The 21,360-nt window shown below is 34.4% G+C and carries 9 protein-coding genes; 4 read left to right on the top strand and 5 right to left on the bottom strand.

Annotation, left to right across the window (positions count from 1 at the left end; genetic code table 11):
- Positions 1–65: 65 nt before the first annotated feature.
- Positions 66–830 (bottom strand): hypothetical protein, encoded by a 765-nt coding sequence (locus ACJJVP_RS03845; RefSeq protein ID WP_405410884.1) that lies wholly within the window; start codon positions 828–830, stop codon positions 66–68.
- A gap of 291 nt (positions 831–1,121) precedes the next feature.
- On the opposite strand from ACJJVP_RS03845, the gene ACJJVP_RS03840 reads away from it, so the two are divergent.
- Entirely contained in the window at positions 1,122–2,114 is a 993-nt protein-coding gene (locus ACJJVP_RS03840; protein WP_405410882.1) for a hypothetical protein, read from the top strand.
- Here the strand turns inward: ACJJVP_RS03840 and ACJJVP_RS03835 are convergent.
- Positions 2,111–3,088 (bottom strand): Gfo/Idh/MocA family protein, encoded by a 978-nt coding sequence (locus tag ACJJVP_RS03835; RefSeq protein WP_405410879.1) that lies wholly within the window; start codon positions 3,086–3,088, stop codon positions 2,111–2,113. The genes ACJJVP_RS03840 and ACJJVP_RS03835 overlap by 4 nt on opposite strands.
- 136 nt (positions 3,089–3,224) lie before the next feature.
- Between ACJJVP_RS03835 and ACJJVP_RS03830 the strand changes: the two genes are divergently transcribed.
- Positions 3,225–4,091, top strand: coding sequence for a DUF808 domain-containing protein (locus ACJJVP_RS03830; protein WP_405410876.1), 867 nt, complete (start codon positions 3,225–3,227; stop codon positions 4,089–4,091).
- A 131-nt stretch (positions 4,092–4,222) separates the two neighbouring features.
- On the opposite strand, the gene ACJJVP_RS03825 is transcribed toward ACJJVP_RS03830, so the two are convergent.
- The 3 genes from ACJJVP_RS03825 to gmd form a co-directional block, all read right to left on the bottom strand.
- Positions 4,223–5,569 (bottom strand): undecaprenyl-phosphate glucose phosphotransferase, encoded by a 1,347-nt coding sequence (locus ACJJVP_RS03825; RefSeq protein ID WP_405410874.1) that lies wholly within the window; start codon positions 5,567–5,569, stop codon positions 4,223–4,225.
- A gap of 123 nt (positions 5,570–5,692) precedes the next feature.
- The gene (locus tag ACJJVP_RS03820) at positions 5,693–6,784 is read right to left on the bottom strand and encodes a GDP-L-fucose synthase family protein (protein WP_405410872.1); all 1,092 of its coding nucleotides are present in this window, start codon (positions 6,782–6,784) and stop codon (positions 5,693–5,695) included.
- Between the two features lie 47 nt (positions 6,785–6,831).
- Positions 6,832–7,944, bottom strand: coding sequence for a GDP-mannose 4,6-dehydratase (gmd, locus tag ACJJVP_RS03815; protein WP_405410869.1), 1,113 nt, complete (start codon positions 7,942–7,944; stop codon positions 6,832–6,834).
- A 1,429-nt stretch (positions 7,945–9,373) separates the two neighbouring features.
- On the opposite strand from gmd, the gene ACJJVP_RS03810 reads away from it, so the two are divergent.
- Positions 9,374–13,336 (top strand): non-ribosomal peptide synthetase, encoded by a 3,963-nt coding sequence (locus ACJJVP_RS03810; RefSeq protein ID WP_405410867.1) that lies wholly within the window; start codon positions 9,374–9,376, stop codon positions 13,334–13,336.
- Between the two features lie 580 nt (positions 13,337–13,916).
- A complete protein-coding gene (locus ACJJVP_RS03805; protein WP_405410864.1) occupies positions 13,917–21,320 on the top strand; it encodes an amino acid adenylation domain-containing protein in 7,404 nt (2,467 codons plus the stop codon).
- Positions 21,321–21,360 lie beyond the last annotated feature (40 nt).

Genomic DNA, 21,360 nt, shown 5'->3' with positions numbered 1-21,360 from the left:
GATTTGATTTTATATAATGTATAGCTTTCAGAATTCGAAAAGTGAATTTGATTAAATTATTTGAATTAATTAATTAGACCTCTTGCAAAGAAAGTAGATGTATCATTTTCGTTATTTACTTGGATATAGCCATTGAGCATTAGTAATTCATCGTAATTAATAATAATTTCATTAATTATTGTAATTTCATTAAAACCGAAACCGTTTAAACTGCCTTTGACTGGGGATATAGGTTTTATGAACTCACTATTATCTTCTTGAATAATGTGAATTGAACAAGGCAATTCAATATTGTCATTTATACCAAATACACCAACGGTTAGTGATGTGTTGCCTTTTTTACGTTCCTCTAAGGTTGCTATCCCATTAAAAACTCCATCAGGTGATATTAGGTTAATAGTGGTATTTCTACCAGTTAATTCATTTGGTCCTAAGTCTGCATATGCGATTAGTAAACCTTCGCTATTATTTTCACCTTCGATAGCAATATAACCATCGAATTCTGATAGTTCGGAGTAATTTATTGTTTCTTCATTATTTAGTTTTGATATTGTACTAACACTTGCCCCGGTTTCACCATTAATATTTTCTAAATTAATGGCAATGTCACCCCCTAAGTTTGCAGTGTTTCGACGTAATCTTACAGGGTTGTTAATACCTTTTACTGTGTTATTTGCTTTTACTGAAATTGTAGTAGAACCATTTGTATTTTCTGTAAACTCTATAATACCTGTTAAATCAGAGAAGTTGGTTCTTAAAATTGTATACGTTTTGCTGACCCCTGTTGGCACTATTGGAGCTGTTTCTTCTGAAGAACAATTAATCAACATAAAACTTAAGAAAATTATTAATATTATTAGTATATAATTATTAATGGTTTTGTTGTGAAACATAATTTTTAGTGGTTGTTTTTCAATTAATATAGGTTGTATTTATTTTTTCAATGGATCAATATAATCTAATTTTTATTGATCTTAAACGTACTTTGCAGTTTTTAGTTGAATAACGATTGTTGTAGTTGATTTTACTCCATTCGACGAATAAAATTAAAGTATTGAGCAATATTTAATATTTTGTGTTGTTTTGCCATCTAAAGCTACTAGTGGTAAATTTTATGTGTTATGAAAAATTCTTTTGTTCTTTTAATGTTATTGTTGGGTTTTTTTAATAATGGATATAACCAAATTAAAATAGGTGACAATCCTGAAAGTTTAGACGCTTCATCTTTATTGGAATTGGAGAGTTCTTCTAAGGTGTTGGTTATCTCTAGAGTGTCCGAAGCTACTATGTTGCAATTGACACCGCTTACAGGGGCTATGGTCTATAATACTGATGCCGCTTGTATCTATTATTATAATGGTGCTGCATGGATTAGTTTATGTACAGATGGCGTTAGCGTTGCAAATGCAAGTTTAAGTGATAATGGTGATGGTACTTTTACGTATATAGGTGAAGATAACGTTCCAATTTCATTTTACGGTGCCGAAGAAAACTTAACTACGTTTATAGAAAATGAAGATGGGACTTATACTTATACCAATGAATTAGGAGCTGAAACCGTTTTAACTGTATCCGGTAATGTTCAAGAAACAACTAGTACCTTAGCTGATAATAATGACGGTACCTATACCTATACCGATGAGAATGGAATTGAAACCTTAGTAGATACCAATTCTACAATCGAAGAATTTATGGGTAATACAGGTTCTGTACTTTTTGCTGGCGCTGATGGAAAAGTGGATGAAAATAATTCGAGTATTTATTGGGACAATAGCAATGAACGATTAGGAGTTAAAACAAACGATCCTAATTCAACAATTAGTATCGATGGGTCAATGTCTACCCCTATTGACTTTGTCGGTGGTACTGCTATTGGCTTAGGCGAGTCTAATCATACCGCTTTAATCAATGGGTCTGGAAATGTTACTTTGTTTCTGCCGGCGGCCAATGTTGTTACTGGGCGTATGTATATTGTAAAAATAAACCCTAGTATTACGTTATCTGTTCCATCTGGTTACCGGGATTCTAGTAGTAACACGCTTTATGAAGTGCCAAACGGGATTAATGTTATATGGTTTCAAAGTAATGGTTTTACTTGGGAGCAAGTAAATTAGTATTTGCTAACCAATCCTTCTAGCGTATTTAAAACGATTAGCCCATCTTCTGCAGTACAAGGATTTTCTTCTTTACCAAGAAAATAATTGACTGTAGCTTGGATCATAGGTTCTTGAACATGCTTTGGGTTAGTGAATGAAAATATTTGTTCTTTTTTGATGGTTTTTAAAATAACCTTGCTTCCAAAAAAGGAAAACTCAATGCTTCCTTCTGTACCATAAATAATACACTCATCTTTTTGGTCAGTTTCTGCTACATTGAAATTCCAGATGCCACGAAACTGAATTCCGTTTTTAAAGGAAATGATACCATTTACTATTTCTTCAATTTGAGGGGTTTCTGCGTTAGCTTTAGATAAACCAGCAACATGTGCTATTTCTCCAAAATAATGCATCATTAAATCTATATGGTGTGGGGCCAAGTCATAAAAATAACCGCCGCCAGAAATTTTGGGGTTAACGCGCCAATTATCTTCCGTATCCGCTACGAAAAGAGTTTTTTTAGATTGTAGTACCTGTAAATCCACATGAAGTATTTGACCTATACTATTTTCGGCTAGTAATTCTTTTACTTTTAAAAATGCAGGAAGCTTACGTCGATAATGGGCAACAGTAAGCTTGCTATTAGAGCTTTTGAGTGTATTACATATTTTTTCAGCTTCAATAACATTTAAGGCCATTGGTTTCTCTAGATAGACATGTTTGCCAGCTTTTAGTGCTTGAATGGCATAAGTAACATGGGAAGAAGGTGGGGTGGCAATATATACAGCATTGATTTTGTTATTATTCAAAATATCATCGGAATTAGAAGTCCAATGTGGAACTTTATGCCGTTTTGCAAAATCTTTAGCTTTTTCTTCATTTCGACGCATAACGGATAGTAAATTAGAATTAGTCACTCTTTGAAAAGCTGGTCCGCTCTTTAATTCAGCTACATCTCCACAACCAATTATACCCCAGTTAATCTCTTTCATCTTTTTGTCCTTAAAGTTTCTAATCTATATGTTCTTGATCTTTTAAAATTACAAAATAGAGACGATTTATCTTTTTTACTGATAGAATTCCCATAAATGAAATGGTTAAATTATTTTTGATTAAAATTAGTAATACATGGCTTCAGGATTTTTTGCAATATTAGATGATGTAGCAGCACTTTTAGACGATGTAGCGGCAATGAGTAAAATAGCTACTAAGAAGACAGCTGGTATTTTAGGTGACGATTTAGCTGTGAATGCAGAGAAAGCTTCAGGATTCGTCTCTCAACGAGAATTACCTGTATTATGGGCTATTACTAAAGGTTCGTTGTTGAATAAAATAATAATATTGCCTATTGCATTTCTGTTGAGCGCATTTTTACCATGGGCGGTAACCGTAGTTTTGGTGCTAGGTGGAATCTACCTTGCCTTTGAAGGAGCTGAAAAAATATATGAATTTTTTGTACCACATGAAAATGAGCTTAGTGCCGCCGATATAAAGCCAATGACAGAAGCAGAGATTCTTGAATTGGAAAAAACGAAAGTGAAATCTGCTATTGTAACTGATTTTATATTATCGATCGAAATCGTCATCATCGCTTTAGGTGCAGTAATACAAGAGCCATTGGTAACACAAATTGCGGTGGTCTCGGTTGTAGCATTAATTGCCACTATCGGAGTTTATGGTATTGTAGCACTAATTGTACGTATGGATGAATTCGGATTAAAATTAATTAACTTAAATAAAGAAGAAAATTCTATTTCAGATAAAATAGGAAGGTTCTTTGTCAATGCCTTGCCCATGGTAATTAAGGCATTGTCAGTGATTGGAACACTCGCTCTGTTATTGGTGTCTGGGGGTATATTCGTACACAATATTGATTTTTTACATCATATTTTGCCGGGTGTACCTAGTATTTTGGTAGAATTTGTTGTTGGTCTATTAGTTGGCTTTGTTGCTCTTATACTTTTTAATGGTCTAAAAAAAATATTTAAAAAATAAGAACGAGTTTATGGTGTTTAGCCTAACACCATTACTGTGTGTTCAAGATAAACGATTAGTAGATAAATTGCCTGTGATTTCTCTATTATAGTTGATCCGGACTAATCAAATATTCTTAATTAATTTTTGAATCAATATGCTCGCTCTTCTCCTTTTATAGCATTGTATATGGTAAGGAAAACGATTTTAGCATCTAGGGCAAGAGACCATTTTTCCATATAAAAAATATCATAACGAACTCTGTTTACAATATCAGACCTATTAATTATTTCGCCTCTACACCCTTGAATCTGAGCTAAACCGGTTATACCTGGTTTTAAGAAATGACGAACCAAATACTTGTCTACAGAACCTTCGTACTGCTGTGTGTGCACCACCATATGTGGCCGAGGGCCGACAACGCTCATATCACCCATTAAAACATTGAAAAATTGAGGTAGTTCGTCTATACTGGTCTTTCTAAGAATTTTACCCAGTTTAGTAACCCGAACGTCATTTTTAGTGGCCATTTGCGTATCGCTCGTGCCACTTTTAGTCATGGACCTGAACTTGTAGCACCAAAATACATCTCTATTAACACCGTGGCGCTGTTGCTTAAAGAATAACGGACCTTTGCTATCTATTTTCATTAAAATATAAACGATAGGTGTCATCCAAGAAAGTATGCCAATAATAGCAACACTTGAAATGATAATATCGAAAATTCGTTTAATCAGATTGGAGTAATCTAAGTCTAAAGGAGAAGCTCTTAAATTTAGAATGGGTACGGCACCGTATAATTCTAATGACATCGCTCTTGAAAACAACTCTTTGTTATCAGGAATTATTTTAATTCTCTTTAGACTGTTATCGGCAATCTTCATGACATACTGTATCTCTGCCTTCGATAACTTAGATGCCATACAGTATACTTCTTCAACATTGTTTTCAAAAATATAACTGAATGAATTTTCTATGTCCCCTAGATAAGCATTACTGTTAGATTTAGAATTATCAAAATAACCCATGTACTGATATCCATATTCCGGATTATCGAAAATACGTCTAAGTTTTTGCAGGTTTTTATCTTTACCTATAACGACTACTCGTGTACTATTATATCCTTTAGTTCTGTATAATTTTTTCGCCCAGTAAAACAACACCCTGAAAAGCGTGAGTAAAAAACAAATTTGTAAATACACCAATATTAAATAAAGAGGTGTGTAAGAGTCTATACCTAAAAAGACAAATGAGGTAAAATACACCAAACCATAGATGACAAAAAGCACTATAAAAGTTTTAAGATTGGTCATAAAACCATCTCTTCTGGCAGTAGGGTAGAAGTTCAAGCTATAAGTGGTTATGAGCCAAGTTAGGTTGTAGTAAAGTATACTATAACCATTAAGATAAACTTTTGGTATGTGTACAAATAACGTTAGGTTGATGAACAGTATATGTACAACAAACGATATCGGTATTATGAAATTAGATTTCTTCATTTTCAGCTTTTAGTAATGGTTGGGCAAACAGCTAATGATAGATTATTACAATTAAGTAACAGTCACCTGACTATTACTTAATTGTAAATTTAAGTTTGATAGAAATCTGTAGGTAAATGACAACTATTTCTTAGTAGTATACCAAGAATAAAGTTGTTCGATTCCTTGAGATAATGAAACGGTATGTTTCCATCCAAGGGCATGTAATTTTTGGGGGTCTGTTAGTTTTTTTAATGTACCATCTGGTTTTTCGGTATTAAAGTATAATTGGCCTTTAAAATCAATGGTTTGTTGTATCAACAAAGCCAAATCTTTTATAGAGATATCTACTCCTGTACCTATATTAATATGTGTGTTGCGCACTTCTTTGGTACTTTGTGCATAACAATCTTTAAAGTCTCTCTGTTCCATTATAAATACACAGGCATCTGCCATGTCTTCACTCCAAAGAAATTCTCGCATAGGATTACCAGAACCCCATATTTCTAAGTGAACGACATTATCTTTCAATGAAATGCCATACTTATCTAAAATTGAAAGAATTTCATTTTTAGTAGCATTGCCATCGACACCTTCAATCGGTAACGCATTTAAATCTGATGAGATCGCGTCCCAGTCATTATTTTCAAGCGCGCGACCCAAGTGCATTTTACGTATTAACGCTGGCAGAACATGTGACTTTTCTAAATCAAAGTTGTCATTAGGGCCGTACAGGTTTGTGGGCATGACAGAAATAAAATTCGTATCATACTGCAAATTGTAACTTTCACACATTTTAATGCCCGCAATTTTAGCGATAGCATATGGTTCATTTGTGTATTCAAGTACATCTGTCAACAAATAATCCTCTTTCATGGGTTGCGGGCAAGTTTTAGGATAAATGCATGTGCTTCCTAAAAAGAGTAGCTTTTTAACTCCATGAAGATAACTTTGGTGTATAACATTGTTCTGAATCATTAGATTCTCATAAATGAAATCTGCCCTGTATGTATTATTTGCGACGATACCGCCTACTTTGGCAGCGGCAAGAATAACATATGCCGGTTTTTCTATCTCAAAAAACTCGGCAACTTTTGTTGCATTGGTCAGGTCTAGTTCTTTGTGCGTTCTAAAAATTAAGTTAGAATACCCTCTATTTTTGAGGTTTTTAACAATCGCACTACCCACCAGACCACGATGACCTGCTATATATATTTTAGCTTCTTTATTTAACATTTGGCGTAATTTACCTATTGATTAAAAGAATGATAATACAGAATTATCTATTCAAAATAATTAAAGGTTACATAACCACCTTTTTTCAAATATTGATCTTTTTGCATCAATTTTAAATCATGGGTCATCATGTCTTTTACCAAGCCTTGTAAGTCATATTCAGGAATCCAACCTAATTTGGTATTTGCTTTTGTTGCATCACCAATTAATAACTCAACCTCTGTTGGTCTAAAATATTTAGGATCAACCGCAAGAACTTCTTTGCCGATTTCTACTTGTATCTCTGGGTTAGAACATGATTTTACATATCCTTTTTCATCTACACCTTCACCTTTGAATTCTATTTCAATACCCATTTCTGCGAATGCCATTCTTACAAATTCACGAACAGGTGTGGTTTTACCAGTAGCTATTACCCAGTCTTCTGCCTCATCAGCTTGAAGAATCATCCACATCATACGCACGTAATCTTTGGCATGGCCCCAATCTCGTTGTGCATCTAAATTACCCAGGTAAATTTTATCTTGTAAGCCTAGACCAATTCTTGCTGCAGCTCTTGTGATTTTTCTGGTAACAAAAGTTTCTCCTCTAATTGGTGATTCATGATTAAAAAGAATACCATTACAAGCGAACATATTATAAGCTTCTCTATAGTTAACGGTAATCCAAAATGCATACATTTTAGCTACTGCATATGGGCTACGTGGGTAGAAAGGAGTAGTCTCTGATTGAGGTACTTCTTGCACTTTTCCGTATAATTCTGAAGTTGATGCTTGGTAAATACGTGTCTTTTTCTCAAGACCTAATAAACGAACGGCATCTAAAATTCTAAGTGTACCTAAACCATCGGCATTACCAGTATATTCAGGAACTTCAAAAGATACATGAACATGGCTCATTGCCGCTAAATTATAAATCTCATCTGGTTGAATCTCTTGTATTAATCTAATAAGATTAGTACTATCTGTCATATCACCATAGTGAAGTACAAAATTTCTATTCTCAATATGTGGGTCTTGATATAGGTGGTCAATTCTGTCTGTGTTGAACAATGATGCTCTTCTCTTAAGACCGTGTACTTGATAACCTTTTTTTAATAAAAACTCACTCAAATAGGCGCCGTCTTGTCCTGTAACTCCAGTAATTAATGCTACTTTCATAGGGTTGTAAAATGGATTTATAAAATTTATTTTTTAATCTAAAGTCTAAATTTAAATATACTAAATAGTAACTATCTTTTTGATATGATATTGCCCAATTAAGCCATTGCCAGTGTATGGATCGCTTAAATACTGAATAAAATAATTATGGAATTGTTTTCTACAAGGGGAATCATTTTTAAAATAGTATAACTGGTTTTCAGTAAAATTTGTTTTACCACTACCTAGATTATAATAATTTAAGTATTAGAAGTTATTAAGATGCTTATTAAAATACAACATCTTGTAACTGTGGTTAATGGTTATGATACAAATTTAGAATATTATTTGTGTTTTGGGCGCTAAAAAAGTAAACCTTAGATTAACTAATGATATAATCGTTAAACTGTGGTTATTACACTTTTTAGAAAATGAATTTATTTGATAATTTGAAGAAGGCTGACCATTTTAATAAACCGAAATGATGTTAAAAGCTTAATAACCTACTTGCTTGTTTTTAGTTTGATATTGCCAAGTGCCATGTTTATTAGGTGTTTGGTGTTTTGTAGTAAGATTTGTTAGATGTTCTTTATAGCGTTAAGAGATAAAAATTTATATCACAGTTCAATTCATAAAATACAATTTTAGCGATGTATTTTTTATCATTATAAAAGTAATTAAGTTAATTTTTTATAAAATACTTGATTTTTTACTGGATAATTTATTTTTTTGACTTATGTTTAAACTGTCAAGTAAATATGTACTTACATTTCGGAACAAGTAGGAATAAAACTACGTTTTTGAAATTATTGTGAAATTTCCCCGTTATTATATCAAACTTAAACCACCTTATTATGATATCTAACATCTTGCCGAGTAGACTGACTTTTGCCTATCAAAACAAAAAGTTAGTATCTCTTGAAAATTGCTATATGCATCTTAAGCCTTATTTTAGGATTAAGAAAAATGTAAAGAATAAGAAAGTCGAAAGATTTGTAGTAGAAAAAAAAGCTACAAATCAATTGGCTCGAGATTCATATAGTACTATTGAACAAAATCAAATACTATATGCTAAAATTTTGACTGAAAAACTGTTGAAGGTATAGTGTTGAAAAAAACCATTAATAATTATTTAAAGAAAGTCCCGAATCTATATAAATTCGGGACTTTGTTATTTTATACCTAGCTAAATTTTTATGGTTTTAAAATCATGAGAACTGTTATTAAGAAGCAATTGTTCCTTTGCTTAATTTTGGTCTTATCTACAAACAACTCTTTTTATTTACACATCAGCGAAACAAAATATGTTTTTTAAGGATTATAAATATATTTAACACGTAAAAGATTAATGTTAACCTTTTGAACATTGTTTTTTTAAAATTGACTTGATAAATAAAGTTACCAAACAACGGTTTCCCCAACCTTTAATAAACCTATTTAGTTACATATTTTGGAAGTACTAACACATTTTAATCCTTTTGAAGGACCCGAGATTAAACATATTTTGCGTACTACAGATGCACAAGAAGAAATTTGGTATTCTTGTTATTTTGGAGGTGATGATGCAAATAGAGCTTACAACCTATCACTAACGATAGAATTTTCTGGTCAATTAAATATAACAGCGTTACAATGGGCACTTGACATGCTAATAAGTAGGCATGAATCTTTACGTTCCGTATTTAGTCCTGATGGTAAATATATTAATGTATTTTCTTCACAAGGTGCAAGTATAGATTTTCAAGATTTTAGTAAACTTAACATTGCAGATAGGGAAATTGAATTAACGAATTACACAAAACAAGATACGAATACCGCTTTTAATTTAACTAAAGGACCTTTAATACGTTTTGCACTTCTAAAGGTTGAAGATCAAATGCACCAATTGGTCATTAATACGCACCATATTGTTTGTGATGGATGGTCTGTAGGCATAATCATGCAAGAAATCGGAGCTTTGTATTCTTCAAAAGTTGAGAATAGACAACATACGCTACCTGAGGCTGTGCCATATTCAGATTATGTAACGCAACAGAATGAGATTAAGTTAAGTGACGAGTTTTTACGCACCGAAAATTATTGGTTAAATGTGTATAAAGGGGATGTGCCTAAAACCAACCTACCTACCGATTTTGGACCAGTGACCAAAAGAACATACAATGGAGCACGTATAAATCAATTTTTAAATAAGGATATCGTAAAGAAGGTAAAGCAGACGGGTATAAAAGCTAATTCAAGCTTGGTACTTACTCTAATGGCTGCTTTTGAAATTCTTTTATATAAGATCACAACACAAAATAGCATTGTGCTCGGACTTCCTGTTGCAGGTCAATCGGTTATGGGTGCAAAACATCTTATAGGGCACTGCGTTAAGTTGCTTCCCATAAAAGGAAGTATGAATATGAAAGATACTTTTCTTACCTACCTGAAGAAAAGAAAATCTACCAATTTTGATGCTTTTGATAATCAAGAGTTGACTTTTGGTAGTTTGTTGAAAAATTTAAATTTAAGCAGAACACCGGGTAGAGTGCCGTTGGTACCTGTGGTTTTTAACGTAGATATGGATCTAGACGACGGGGTTGCTTTTTCTGGTCTTGATTTCAAATACCATAGTAATGCCCGTGAATATGAAACATTTGAATTGTTTTTGAACGCAACCGGTTCTAAAGAAAATATTGTACTCGAATGGTCGTACAATACGAATCTCTTTAAAGAAAGTACCATACTTACTATGGGTAAATCTTTTGAGGCTATTTTAAATACATTGGTAGCTGATCCAAATTCAAAACTTTCTGATATAATTGGTAAAGATAAAATAGATCATGCAGTAAAAGGCGTTTTATTAGAATACCCAAATACTACACTTCACGAATTATTTCACGAACAGGCTACAAGTACACCTAATGCCATAGCGTTAGAATTGAATGATGAGAAAATAACGTATGCAGAAATGCAACGTAAAATTAATAGTAGTGCAGGTTACTTATGGCAAGAAGGTGTTGGACCGGGAGTAACAGTTGGTATTTCTCTTGAAAGATCACCTGAATTAATAATATCACTTTTTGCAATTCTTCAATGTGGCGCTAGGTATGTACCTATAGATACAGGCTACCCTGATAATCGTGCAAATTTGATGTTGTCTGATGCCGACGCTGATTTCTTTATCTGTGATCAGTCAAAAAAAGCATTGGTTCACAATGCTAAAACAATTTTCATTGAAAATATATTTTCATATAACGAACAAAGTTATGAAGATATAAGTGTGTCTTCTGATGCTGGAGCTTATATTATTTACACCTCTGGGTCTACAGGTAAGCCTAAAGGCGTTCAGGTTACGCATAAAAATGTAATCAATCTTCTATATTCCATGGGTAAAGAGCCGGGAATTAGTTCTGAAGACAGAATATTTTCTACTACTACAATTTCGTTTGATGCCATGGTAATGGAAATTTTCTTACCATTAATACATGGTGCCAGTGTTGTATTGGTGGATGAAAATACTCGAAAAGATGGGTATTTGTTATTGCAGAAAGCAATTAAAGATAAAATTACGATGATGTGGGGTACACCAACTATTTGGCAAATTCTACTTGATTCCGGTTGGAAAAAACCATTACATTTAAAAGCATTAATAGGTGGTGAGCCTGTTTCTAAATCACTCTCTCTTCAATTAATTGAAAAATGTGATGAGGTATGGAATATTTATGGACCTACAGAAACTACCGTTTGCTGCATACTTACAAAAATTTCACCTCAAGATGATCCAATTACCATTGGTAAGCCCATTGCTAATACTAACATCTATATTTTAGATACCCATGGTAATCCCGTTTCAAGAGGAGAAGTAGGAGAATTAGCGATAGGAGGAGATGGCGTAACTTTGGGTTATTTAGGTCAAGAGGATTTTACCAACGAACGCTTTGTAAATGATACTTATAGCGCTATTGATGAAACGAAAATGTATTTGTCTGGTGATTTAGGTAGACTTTTACCTAACGGTCAAATAGAATGTTTGGGTCGAAAAGACGGACAAGTAAAAGTGCGTGGGCATCGAATAGAACTGGGTGAAATTGAACATGCGTTGCATAAATTAAAAGGTGTTGCAGCTGCAGCTACCGATGTTCGAAATAATGCCTTAAAAGCGTACATTGTATATAATGGTAATGATGCTGATTGGGAAGAAGAGGTGTTACATTGGAAAAATCAATTAGCTGAAGAATTGCCGGTATTCATGTTACCACATGAATATATTAAACTAGCAGAATTGCCAATTACCCTAAATGGTAAGTTAGATCGAAAAAGTCTGCCAGAAGATACTAATATCATCACCAGTAAAGTAGAAAGTATTCAACCTTTTACCAAGGCAGAAAAGTTAGTTTCAGAAGTATGGAAAGAGTGTTTATTCTTAGATAATGTAAATTTAAACGATGACTTCTTTGAATTAGGAGGACATTCATTGATTGCTGCCAAGGTGATGACTAGATTAGAAGAAAAATCTGGTCAACGATTACCGCTTTCTTCTTTGTTCGAATATTCGACGGTCAAGAGCCTTGCGAGCTTATTAAAAATCGAAGAACATACGGTAACATGGGATGCTATGGTGCCAATTCAACCTAATGGGTCTAAAGCCCCATTATTTATAGTGCATGGTGCAGGCTTAAATATACTTTCATTCAAAACCCTTAAAGACCACATGAACCCTGATCAGCCAATTTATGGTTTTCAAGCTAAAGGTTTAAATGGTAAAGAGGAATTGTTGACTTCTGTTGAAGAAATAGCAGCGCATTATAATGAAGCCCTTGTGGCAACACAGCCTAAAGGACCATATATGTTGGCAGGTTATTCTTCTGGCGGTATTATCGCTTATGAAATGGCTAGGCAATTAATGGATAAAGGGGAAGAAGTTTCTACCTTGGCGTTATTGGATACGTATGCTTATGCCCATTATGGTAAGAGCACTAGTTTAGGTAAAAAACTTGCTTACGGTAATTATATAGCGAATAAAACATTACATGTCTTAAAACAACTATTGTTAAGTAGAGAAGGTTTTAATTATCGTGTTGGCGTGACAAAAGCTAATTTGAAGAAGTTTTATCTGCGTTTAAAGAAAGATAAAAATACCTTGTCTAAAATGGATTACGATTGGGAATATGAACAACGAATTATTGAACATAACAAAGTAGTAGATAGATACCATTTAAAGCCGTTACCGATAAAGGCAGATTTATTTAGAATTCAAGATGTCATTGATTATACCCATGATAGTGTTCATTTAGGGTGGAAATCTTTTGCAGAAAAAGGGATTGACCTACATTATGTGCCAGGAGAGCATTTAACAATGTTTGCCCCGCCTAATGATATAGTAATGGCAAAAACACTTCAAAGCGTATTAGATAATAACACGGCTAAGTAGTGGAATGATTTCTGAAAATTAACGAAACATGACTTTGGAAGTTTTAATTTTAATTCTGATGGTTTAGATGTATTAAACAAATCATCTTCATAATGAATGACAGATGTATTCCTTGTAATGATATAAAATAGTACTGGGCTGATTTTATGCTACGACTTATCCTAAAAATCTAACAATTTATCTATTGGTGTTTCAACTTCAAAAAATAGTATCGAGGAACGTATTTTTTTGTTCGATGAAATTTTATAGGTTAAAAATATGAATTCAGTGTGATATCTTTAATTTTAAAATTTAAAACATTGAATATCAATTAATTATAAAAAATATTTTCAAAATATCATCGTTGATATGGTATGTTTGAATCAAGTTTATATTTAAGTTTTGCTAATTTTACTGATACAATTAGTCTTGAAATTGACTAGTTATTACCCAAAAGTAGTTTTGAATAACTTGGAAATTAATACAAATCGATTTGTTTTTAGCCCAATAGGCTATTACAGAAATATGTTTTATAAATGTTCTAAGAATTTACAACTCCAGTTTTTAACCTACGAAGTCATTAATTATATCGTGTTTAGATATGAAAGCTAAAAATGAAGGTGCTAATTCCAATACTGCAAAAGCGTATTGGAATAATTTATTATCAGATGATATTAAATTGTTGGACCTGCCTAATAGAAAAATATCATTAAGGAATAGTGCAGGTAAAGGATCTTTACTACGCACCTATTTTTCAAATGAAACAACGAGCAATATTCGTTCGTATGTTTCTGCTCCAGATAATTTGGAGAGTTTCTTAGTGGCATCTCTTGCTGTGCTACTACATAGGTATACAAGTCAAACAGATATAGCCTTTGGGTTAATTATCAACAATAATGAGCGTTTAGGTGTAAACAATAACGTATCACTTTTTAGAAATACAATAGAGCCTTCTTTTGATTTCAATTCAATTTATAACAATACAGAAAAGAGATTAATATCAAATTTTGCTAATTACTTTGCTACAAACGATTTCTTAAATGATTTTGATCTAATAGATAACAATGGACAAAACTCATTGTTAGACGTTGTACTTTCTATAAATACCTTGGGTATAGAAGATAAGAATTCAAATAAAACTAAAAGTAAAGATGAGACTATTGAATTTGTAGGTGAAGTTGATTGTGATGCCAACCTTAAATTCTTACTTGAAGTTGATGACGAGCAAATAAAGTTCGATGTCATTTATAATGAAGAGGTATTTGAAAGATCTCTAATTGAGCCATTAATAATTCACTATAAAAATATTATAACTAGTTTAATTGAACAACCGATGCTAGAAATTGGAAAAGTTGATTTCCTTTCCGCAAAAGAACGTTCTACCTTATTAAATACATTCAATAAAACTGCCGTAAACTATCCAAGAGAGAAAACTATTATTGATCTTTTAAATGAACAGGCTGCTAAAACACCTGATAATATTGCCGTAGTTTATGAAGATACCAGTTTAACATATGATGAGCTTCATAGGCTATCGAATCAATTTGCAGACTATCTTATTAAAAAACATGGCGCTACCAAAGGAGATTTTGCCTGTTTAATACTAGAACGTAGCGAATGGTTGATCATAAGTATGTTGGGTATTATGAAGGCTGGGGCAGTTTATGTGCCTGTTGATCCTAATTACCCTATTGAGCGTATCAATTACATAAAGGAAGATAGTAATTGCGATTTTACGGTTGATGCTACGGCAATTAAAGAGTTTAAAAATACGGTTGATGAATATGCTACTGAAGATATTAAGAACAATGAATTAACACCAGACGATTTAATTTATATTATTTATACTTCTGGTACCACTGGTAAGCCAAAAGGGGTACAATTAGAGCATAGAAATATTGTTAGTTTGTTCGTAAACGATGAACCGTTCTATGATTTTAACGAAACCGATGTTTGGACTATGTTCCATTCCTATTGTTTCGATTTCTCGGTATGGGAAATGTATGGGGCATTATTGTTTGGGGGTAAACTAGTCATTCCTTCAAAAGAGGTGATTAAAGATCCTTACGAATTCATGTCTTTGGTAATTAAGGAAAAGGTGACGATTTTAAACCAAACGCCTTCTTCTTTTTTGAATATTATGGGTAGTTTGCCTACGGGTGATATCGATTTAAATTTACGCTATGTCATTTTTGGGGGCGAAGCTTTATTTCCTAAGTATCTAGAAAAATGGTATCGTAAGTTTCCGAATATCAAATTTGTAAATGGATATGGTATTACAGAAACGACCATATTTACAACCTTTAATATTATTGATGATGAAGATATTAGAACCAATGTTTCTAATATTGGTAATTGCATATCAACATTATCTTCTCATGTAGTAAATACCAATAATCAATTACAACCAATTGGTGTTATTGGTGAATTATGTATTTCTGGTCATGGTTTGGCAAGAGGTTATTTGAACAGACCAGAACTGACCGATCAGAAATTTATAGATAATCCATTTGAACTTGGTGAGAAAATGTATCGCTCAGGTGATTTAGTAAGAAGACTTGCTGATGGTACGTTAGAATATATTGGTAGAATAGATCACCAAGTTAAAATCCGTGGACACAGAGTTGAATTAGGGGAAATTGAATCTTCTATTGATGCCATTTCGGGTATAAAACGCACTATTGTCTTACCTAATACAAATGAAGAAGGTGAAGCCAGATTGGTCGCTTATCTTCTGGCTGATGGTGAAAAACCTGAAATAAGTAGTATAAGAAAAGAACTTGTAGAGAAACTACCCGAGTTTATGGTACCTACATTTTTTATGTGGGTAGATGAGTTTCCAACAAACTCCAACGGTAAAATCGACAAGGACAAATTACCGGAACCAAGTTACGTTAGATCAACTTCTGACGTCATATTTAGGAAGCCACGTACCAAGATTGAAAAAGGTCTTGCCAGTATTTGGGAAAAAGAACTAAAGGTATCGGGTATTGGTTTAGATGATAACTTCTTTGAAATGGGCGGTACTTCTATTGTAGCACAAAAGGTAGTTAATGCTATCATGAAAACGCTTCAAGTAAGAATACCGGTAACCAAATTATACCAGCATACTACTATTGCAGCTCTTTCAGAATTTATGGGAGGCGATAAGAAAACAGCATTGTTTTCTGGCAAACGGAAAGTGAAAAACAATAATCAGTCTAACGATGTTGCTATTGTTGGTATGGCAGGTCGGTTTCCCGGCGTAAATACCATTGATGAATTCTGGGATGTCTTAAAAAATGGAAAAGAAACTATTTCATTTTTCACGAAGGAAGAATTGGATCAAAGTATACCAGCGTCTTTACGAAATGACCCGTTATATGTTGCTGCAAGAGGTGTTGTGCCGTCTGCAAAAAAGTTTGATGCCCGTTTCTTTGGCTTAACGCCTAAATTGGCAGAAGCTATGGATCCCCAACAACGTCTATTTTTAGAATTGGCTTGGGAGGCTCTTGAAGAATCTGGTCACTTACCGGAACATTATACAGGTAGAGTAGGGGTTTACGCTGGTACAGGTACAAATACCTATTATAAAAAGAATGTATTGCCAAATAGTGAGGTAGTAGAAAGCATTGGGCAACTGCAGTTAGATACGGTGAACGAGAAAGATTATGTGGCTTCAAGAACCGCGTATCAATTAAACTTAAAAGGTCCGGCTGTTAGTGTGCATTCAGCATGTTCTACATCACTATTGGCAATTGCCGAAGCCGTAGAATCTATACGTAACGGTCACTGCGAAGTTGCTTTGGCGGGAGGTTCTAGTATTACCGCACCTATAAATAGCGGACACCTTTACCAAGAGGGTTCTATGCTAAGTACAGATGGTCATTGTAGACCTTTTGATTCTCAAGCAAGGGGAACTGTTTTTAGCGATGGAGCCGGAGTAATCGTTTTAAAAGATTTAGAAGAAGCCAAAAATGACGGAGATGTTATTTACGGCGTAGTAAAAGGTGTTGGTATAAATAACGATGGTGGCGGTAAAGGAAGCTTTACGGCACCAAGTGCAGAAGGTCAGGCAAATGCTATTAAAAGTGCCATTGACGATGCCAATATTTCACCGGATACCATTAGCTATGTAGAAGCACATGGTACAGCGACTCCGTTAGGGGATCCTATAGAAATAGATGGTCTTAATCTGGCTTTTGGTGAGCAATCTAAAAAGAATTTTTGTGGTCTAGGTTCTGTAAAGAGCAATATGGGGCATATGACCGCAGCTGCGGGTGTTGCGGGTGTAATAAAAACAATTTTATCATTTAATCATAAAGTAATACCGCCTTCTTTAGGTTTTGAAAAACCTAATCCTGTAATTGATTTTGAGAATAGTCCGTTTTACGTCAACAACAAATTGACTAATTGGAATGTTGAAGGTTCACGAAGAGCGGGTGTAAGTTCTTTTGGCGTAGGTGGTACCAATGTTCATGTAGTTTTAGAGGAATATGAAATGGAGGAGAAGACTTCCAAATTTCAACGACCTTTGCAACTACTACCTATTTCGGCAAAAACCGAAACAAGTTTAGCGGGATTCGAAACCGTGTTAAAAAAACATATCGATGCTAAACCAGAATTGAATTTGGCAGATGTTGCTTATACGCTAAGTACTACCAAAGCTAATTTCAATAACCGTAGATTTATTTTAGCGGGTGATACCAAAGACGCTTCTGTATTGTTGGTTGATAGTGATAAAAAAGCTACGCATTCATCAATTGTAAAAAACGTTCCAAACGAAATCGTATTTCTACTTCCAGGTCAGGGTTCCCAGTATCTAAATATGGGTAAAGAATTATATGATGGGGAAAGCGCTTTTAGAGAAGCTGTAGATATTTGTGCCGATTTACTGTTAGACACCATAAAAGTAGATATCAGGGAAATCATTTTTCAGGATGCGAATTCTGAAGACGCAAAAAATAAGTTACGAGATACCCGTTATACACAACCTGCTTTATTTACCATAGAATATGCGCTTTCACAATTATGGATGAGCTGGGGAATACAGCCTACCGTATTATGCGGACATAGCTTAGGGGAATTTGTAGGTGCTCATTTAGCCGGAGTATTCAGTTTAGAAGATGCCTTGAAATTAGTTTCAATGCGGGGTATTCTGGTCAGCGGACTTCCAAAAGGGAGCATGCTTACCGTGAGAATAGACCAAGAATCCTTAGAAAAAATTCTTCCTAAGACATTATCTATAGCAGCAGTAAACTCAGCAAAGCTATGCGTAGTATCTGGTGAAGACGATGAGATAACGAAATTCAGTGAGCTTCTAAAAGAGCAGAGCTTAGCATACCGTTTAATTGCTACCAGTCATGCCTTTCATTCTTCTATGATGGATCCTATTTTAGAGGAATTTGGTGATGTGGTCAAGAATATCAATTTAAACATTCCTGAATTACCAATAATATCTACCGTTACAGGTACTTGGCTTACGAATGAAGAGGCTGTAGATGCTGTATATTGGACAAACCATTTACGAGATACCGTACGATTTTCAGATGCTATGGATACCATAGTGAAATTAGAAGACGTTGTATTGTTAGAAGTGGGTCCGGGTAATACGCTTACCACTTTAAGTCGCCAGAATAAAGGCGCAAAAAATATAAAATCTTTAGCTTCATTACCTATCCCTAAAAACGAAGAGAATTCTTATCACGGGGTATTAAAAGCTTTAGGTCAATTATGGCTAACTGGTCTTACTATAGATTGGAACGCTTTGTACACAAATCAAGAAAGACAAAAACTTAGATTACCAACTTATGTTTTTGACCGTAAACCATGCTGGATCGATCCTCTGGTTTCTATCCCAAAAGAAAGAACCCATTTGAATGTCAATCAACCAATAACTAGAATAATAGAAAAACCAAAAAGTGCCGCACCAATGAGAAACGTCTCTATTTTAAATAAAATTTCAGAGCTAATTTCAAATTCATACGGAATTGAGCTTGAAGTTGCCGACAAAGACAGTAGCTTTTTAGAATTAGGATTAGATTCTTTAATTCTAACACAAATGGCGATTACATGTAAAAAAGAATTTAAGATTCCTATTACATTTAGACAGCTAAATGAAGATATTAATACGCCTGAGCTTCTAGCGAATTACTTAGATAAGAATTTGCCAGCAGAGTTTATGGCGCCACAACCGGTTGTAGAAGCAGTTCCTCAGCCAGTTGCCGCTGTTAATCCTTTGCAACAAGCTGTTCCTGCTAATTATAATACATCCGCTACCAATCAAACGGCTATCGGCTTAATAGGTGAACAGCTTAATTTATTAAGTAGGCAGCTTCAGTTGTTGCAAGGCAATGCGGTAACACCAGCTCCACAACCAGTTGCTGTTCCAAAGCCTGCTCCGGCAAAAGTGGTAAATGGATCGGCTACATTAGATTCTCGTTCAGAAAAAGAGAAGCTTGAACATAAAAAACCTTTTGGTGCATCGCCAAGAATTGAAAAGCAGTCAACGGGATTGGATCAGGCGCAATCGCAGTATCTAAAAGAACTTACTAAAAAGTATAATACCAAAACTATTGGTAGTAAAAACTACGCTCAAGATAATAGAGCTAAAATGGCAGATCCTAGAGTAGTATCTGGTTTTAAGCCTTTAACCAAAGAATTAGTATATCCGGTGGTAATCGGTAAATCTTCAGGTAACCGACTATGGGATGTAGATGGTAATGAATATATAGACGCCTTAAATGGATTTGGTTCTTGTTTCTTTGGTTATCAACCAGATTTTATCAAAGAGGCTATGCATAAACAAGTAGATCTTGGTTATGAAGTAGGACCACAACACCCATTAGCAGGTGAGGTTTGTGAACTTTTATGCGAATTTACAGGTCATGATAGAGCTGCCTTGTGTAATACAGGGTCAGAAGCCGTTCTTGGAGCTATGAGAATTGCACGTACGGTTACCGGGCGTTCGCTTATTGTGGCATTTACGGGTGCTTACCATGGTATTAACGATGAGGGTATAGTAAGAGGTTCCCAAAAGAAAAAAACATTTCCGGCTGCTGCGGGTATTTTGCCAGAAGCGGTTCAGAATATGTTGATACTTGATTATGGAACAGATGAAAGTTTGCAGATTATAAAGGAGAGAGCTCATGAAATTGCTGGTGTGCTTATAGAACCTGTTCAAAGTCGTAGACCAGAGTTTCAACCTGTAGAATTTATAAAGAATGTAAGAGAACTAACTACTAAAGAAGAGATCGCTTTTATTTTCGATGAGGTTATTACAGGTTTTAGAATGCATCCAGGTGGTGCTCAGGCATTATTTGATGTCAAAGCAGATTTAGCTACCTATGGTAAAGTTATGGGTGGCGGAGTTTCCATTGGTGCCATAGTAGGTAAAAAAGAATATATGGATGCGCTTGATGGCGGATTCTGGCAATATGGAGACGATTCGTACCCTGAAGTAGGTGTAACCTATTTTGCCGGTACTTTTGTTCGTCATCCCCTGGCTTTAGCTTCATCAAAGGCAGCCTTACTTCATATGAAAGAACAAGGTCCAAGTTTACAGGCAAATGTGTCTGCTATGACAGAGCACATGGCCAAAAGCTTGAATGCTACTTTTGCAAAAGACGGACTCCCCATAGAAATCACTTATTTTGGTTCTCTATGGAGACTGAAATTTAAGAAAGATATTCCCTATTCAGAATTACTATTCGTTAGTATGCGTGAAAAAGGTATTCATATCTGGGATGGTTTCCCTTGTTTCTTGACCACTACGTATACGAGCGATGATGTTGATTTCTTGATGAAAACCTTGTTGTCTTCAATAGATGAGTTGGTGGCTGTAGGAATCCTTACTAAGGAAGGTTTAAATGGTAATCATGTTGCTAGCTCGCAATCATCTTTTGATAAACTAAATACGCCTCCAGTACCTGGTGCGCGCTTGGGTAGAGATGAAAAAGGCCAGCCAGCATGGTATGTAGCAGATACGAATCAGGAAAGTGGTTATATGAAAATTGAAATCAAGTAATTTTGTAGACTAACTTATTCGAAATAAAAAGAGCAACTTA

Origin of the sequence: Maribacter sp. Asnod1-A12 (genome assembly GCF_045063735.1) — a bacterium.
Classification (GTDB): Bacteria; Bacteroidota; Bacteroidia; order Flavobacteriales; family Flavobacteriaceae; genus Maribacter.
This window is presented reverse-complemented; position numbering and strand designations above follow the sequence as displayed.

Excerpts from the sequence above, each read along its gene's own strand:
- ACJJVP_RS03840 (WP_405410882.1), top strand. The coding sequence starts at position 1,122 with ATGAAAAATTCTTTTGTTCTTTTAATGTTATTGTTGGGTTTTTTTAAT.
- ACJJVP_RS03830 (WP_405410876.1), top strand. The coding sequence starts at position 3,225 with ATGGCTTCAGGATTTTTTGCAATATTAGATGATGTAGCAGCACTTTTA.
- gmd (WP_405410869.1), bottom strand. The coding sequence starts at position 7,944 with ATGAAAGTAGCATTAATTACTGGAGTTACAGGACAAGACGGCGCCTAT.
- ACJJVP_RS03820 (WP_405410872.1), bottom strand. The coding sequence starts at position 6,784 with ATGTTAAATAAAGAAGCTAAAATATATATAGCAGGTCATCGTGGTCTG.
- ACJJVP_RS03805 (WP_405410864.1), top strand. The coding sequence starts at position 13,917 with ATGAAAGCTAAAAATGAAGGTGCTAATTCCAATACTGCAAAAGCGTAT.
- ACJJVP_RS03845 (WP_405410884.1), bottom strand. The coding sequence starts at position 830 with ATGTTGATTAATTGTTCTTCAGAAGAAACAGCTCCAATAGTGCCAACA.
- ACJJVP_RS03825 (WP_405410874.1), bottom strand. The coding sequence starts at position 5,569 with ATGAAGAAATCTAATTTCATAATACCGATATCGTTTGTTGTACATATA.
- ACJJVP_RS03835 (WP_405410879.1), bottom strand. The coding sequence starts at position 3,088 with ATGAAAGAGATTAACTGGGGTATAATTGGTTGTGGAGATGTAGCTGAA.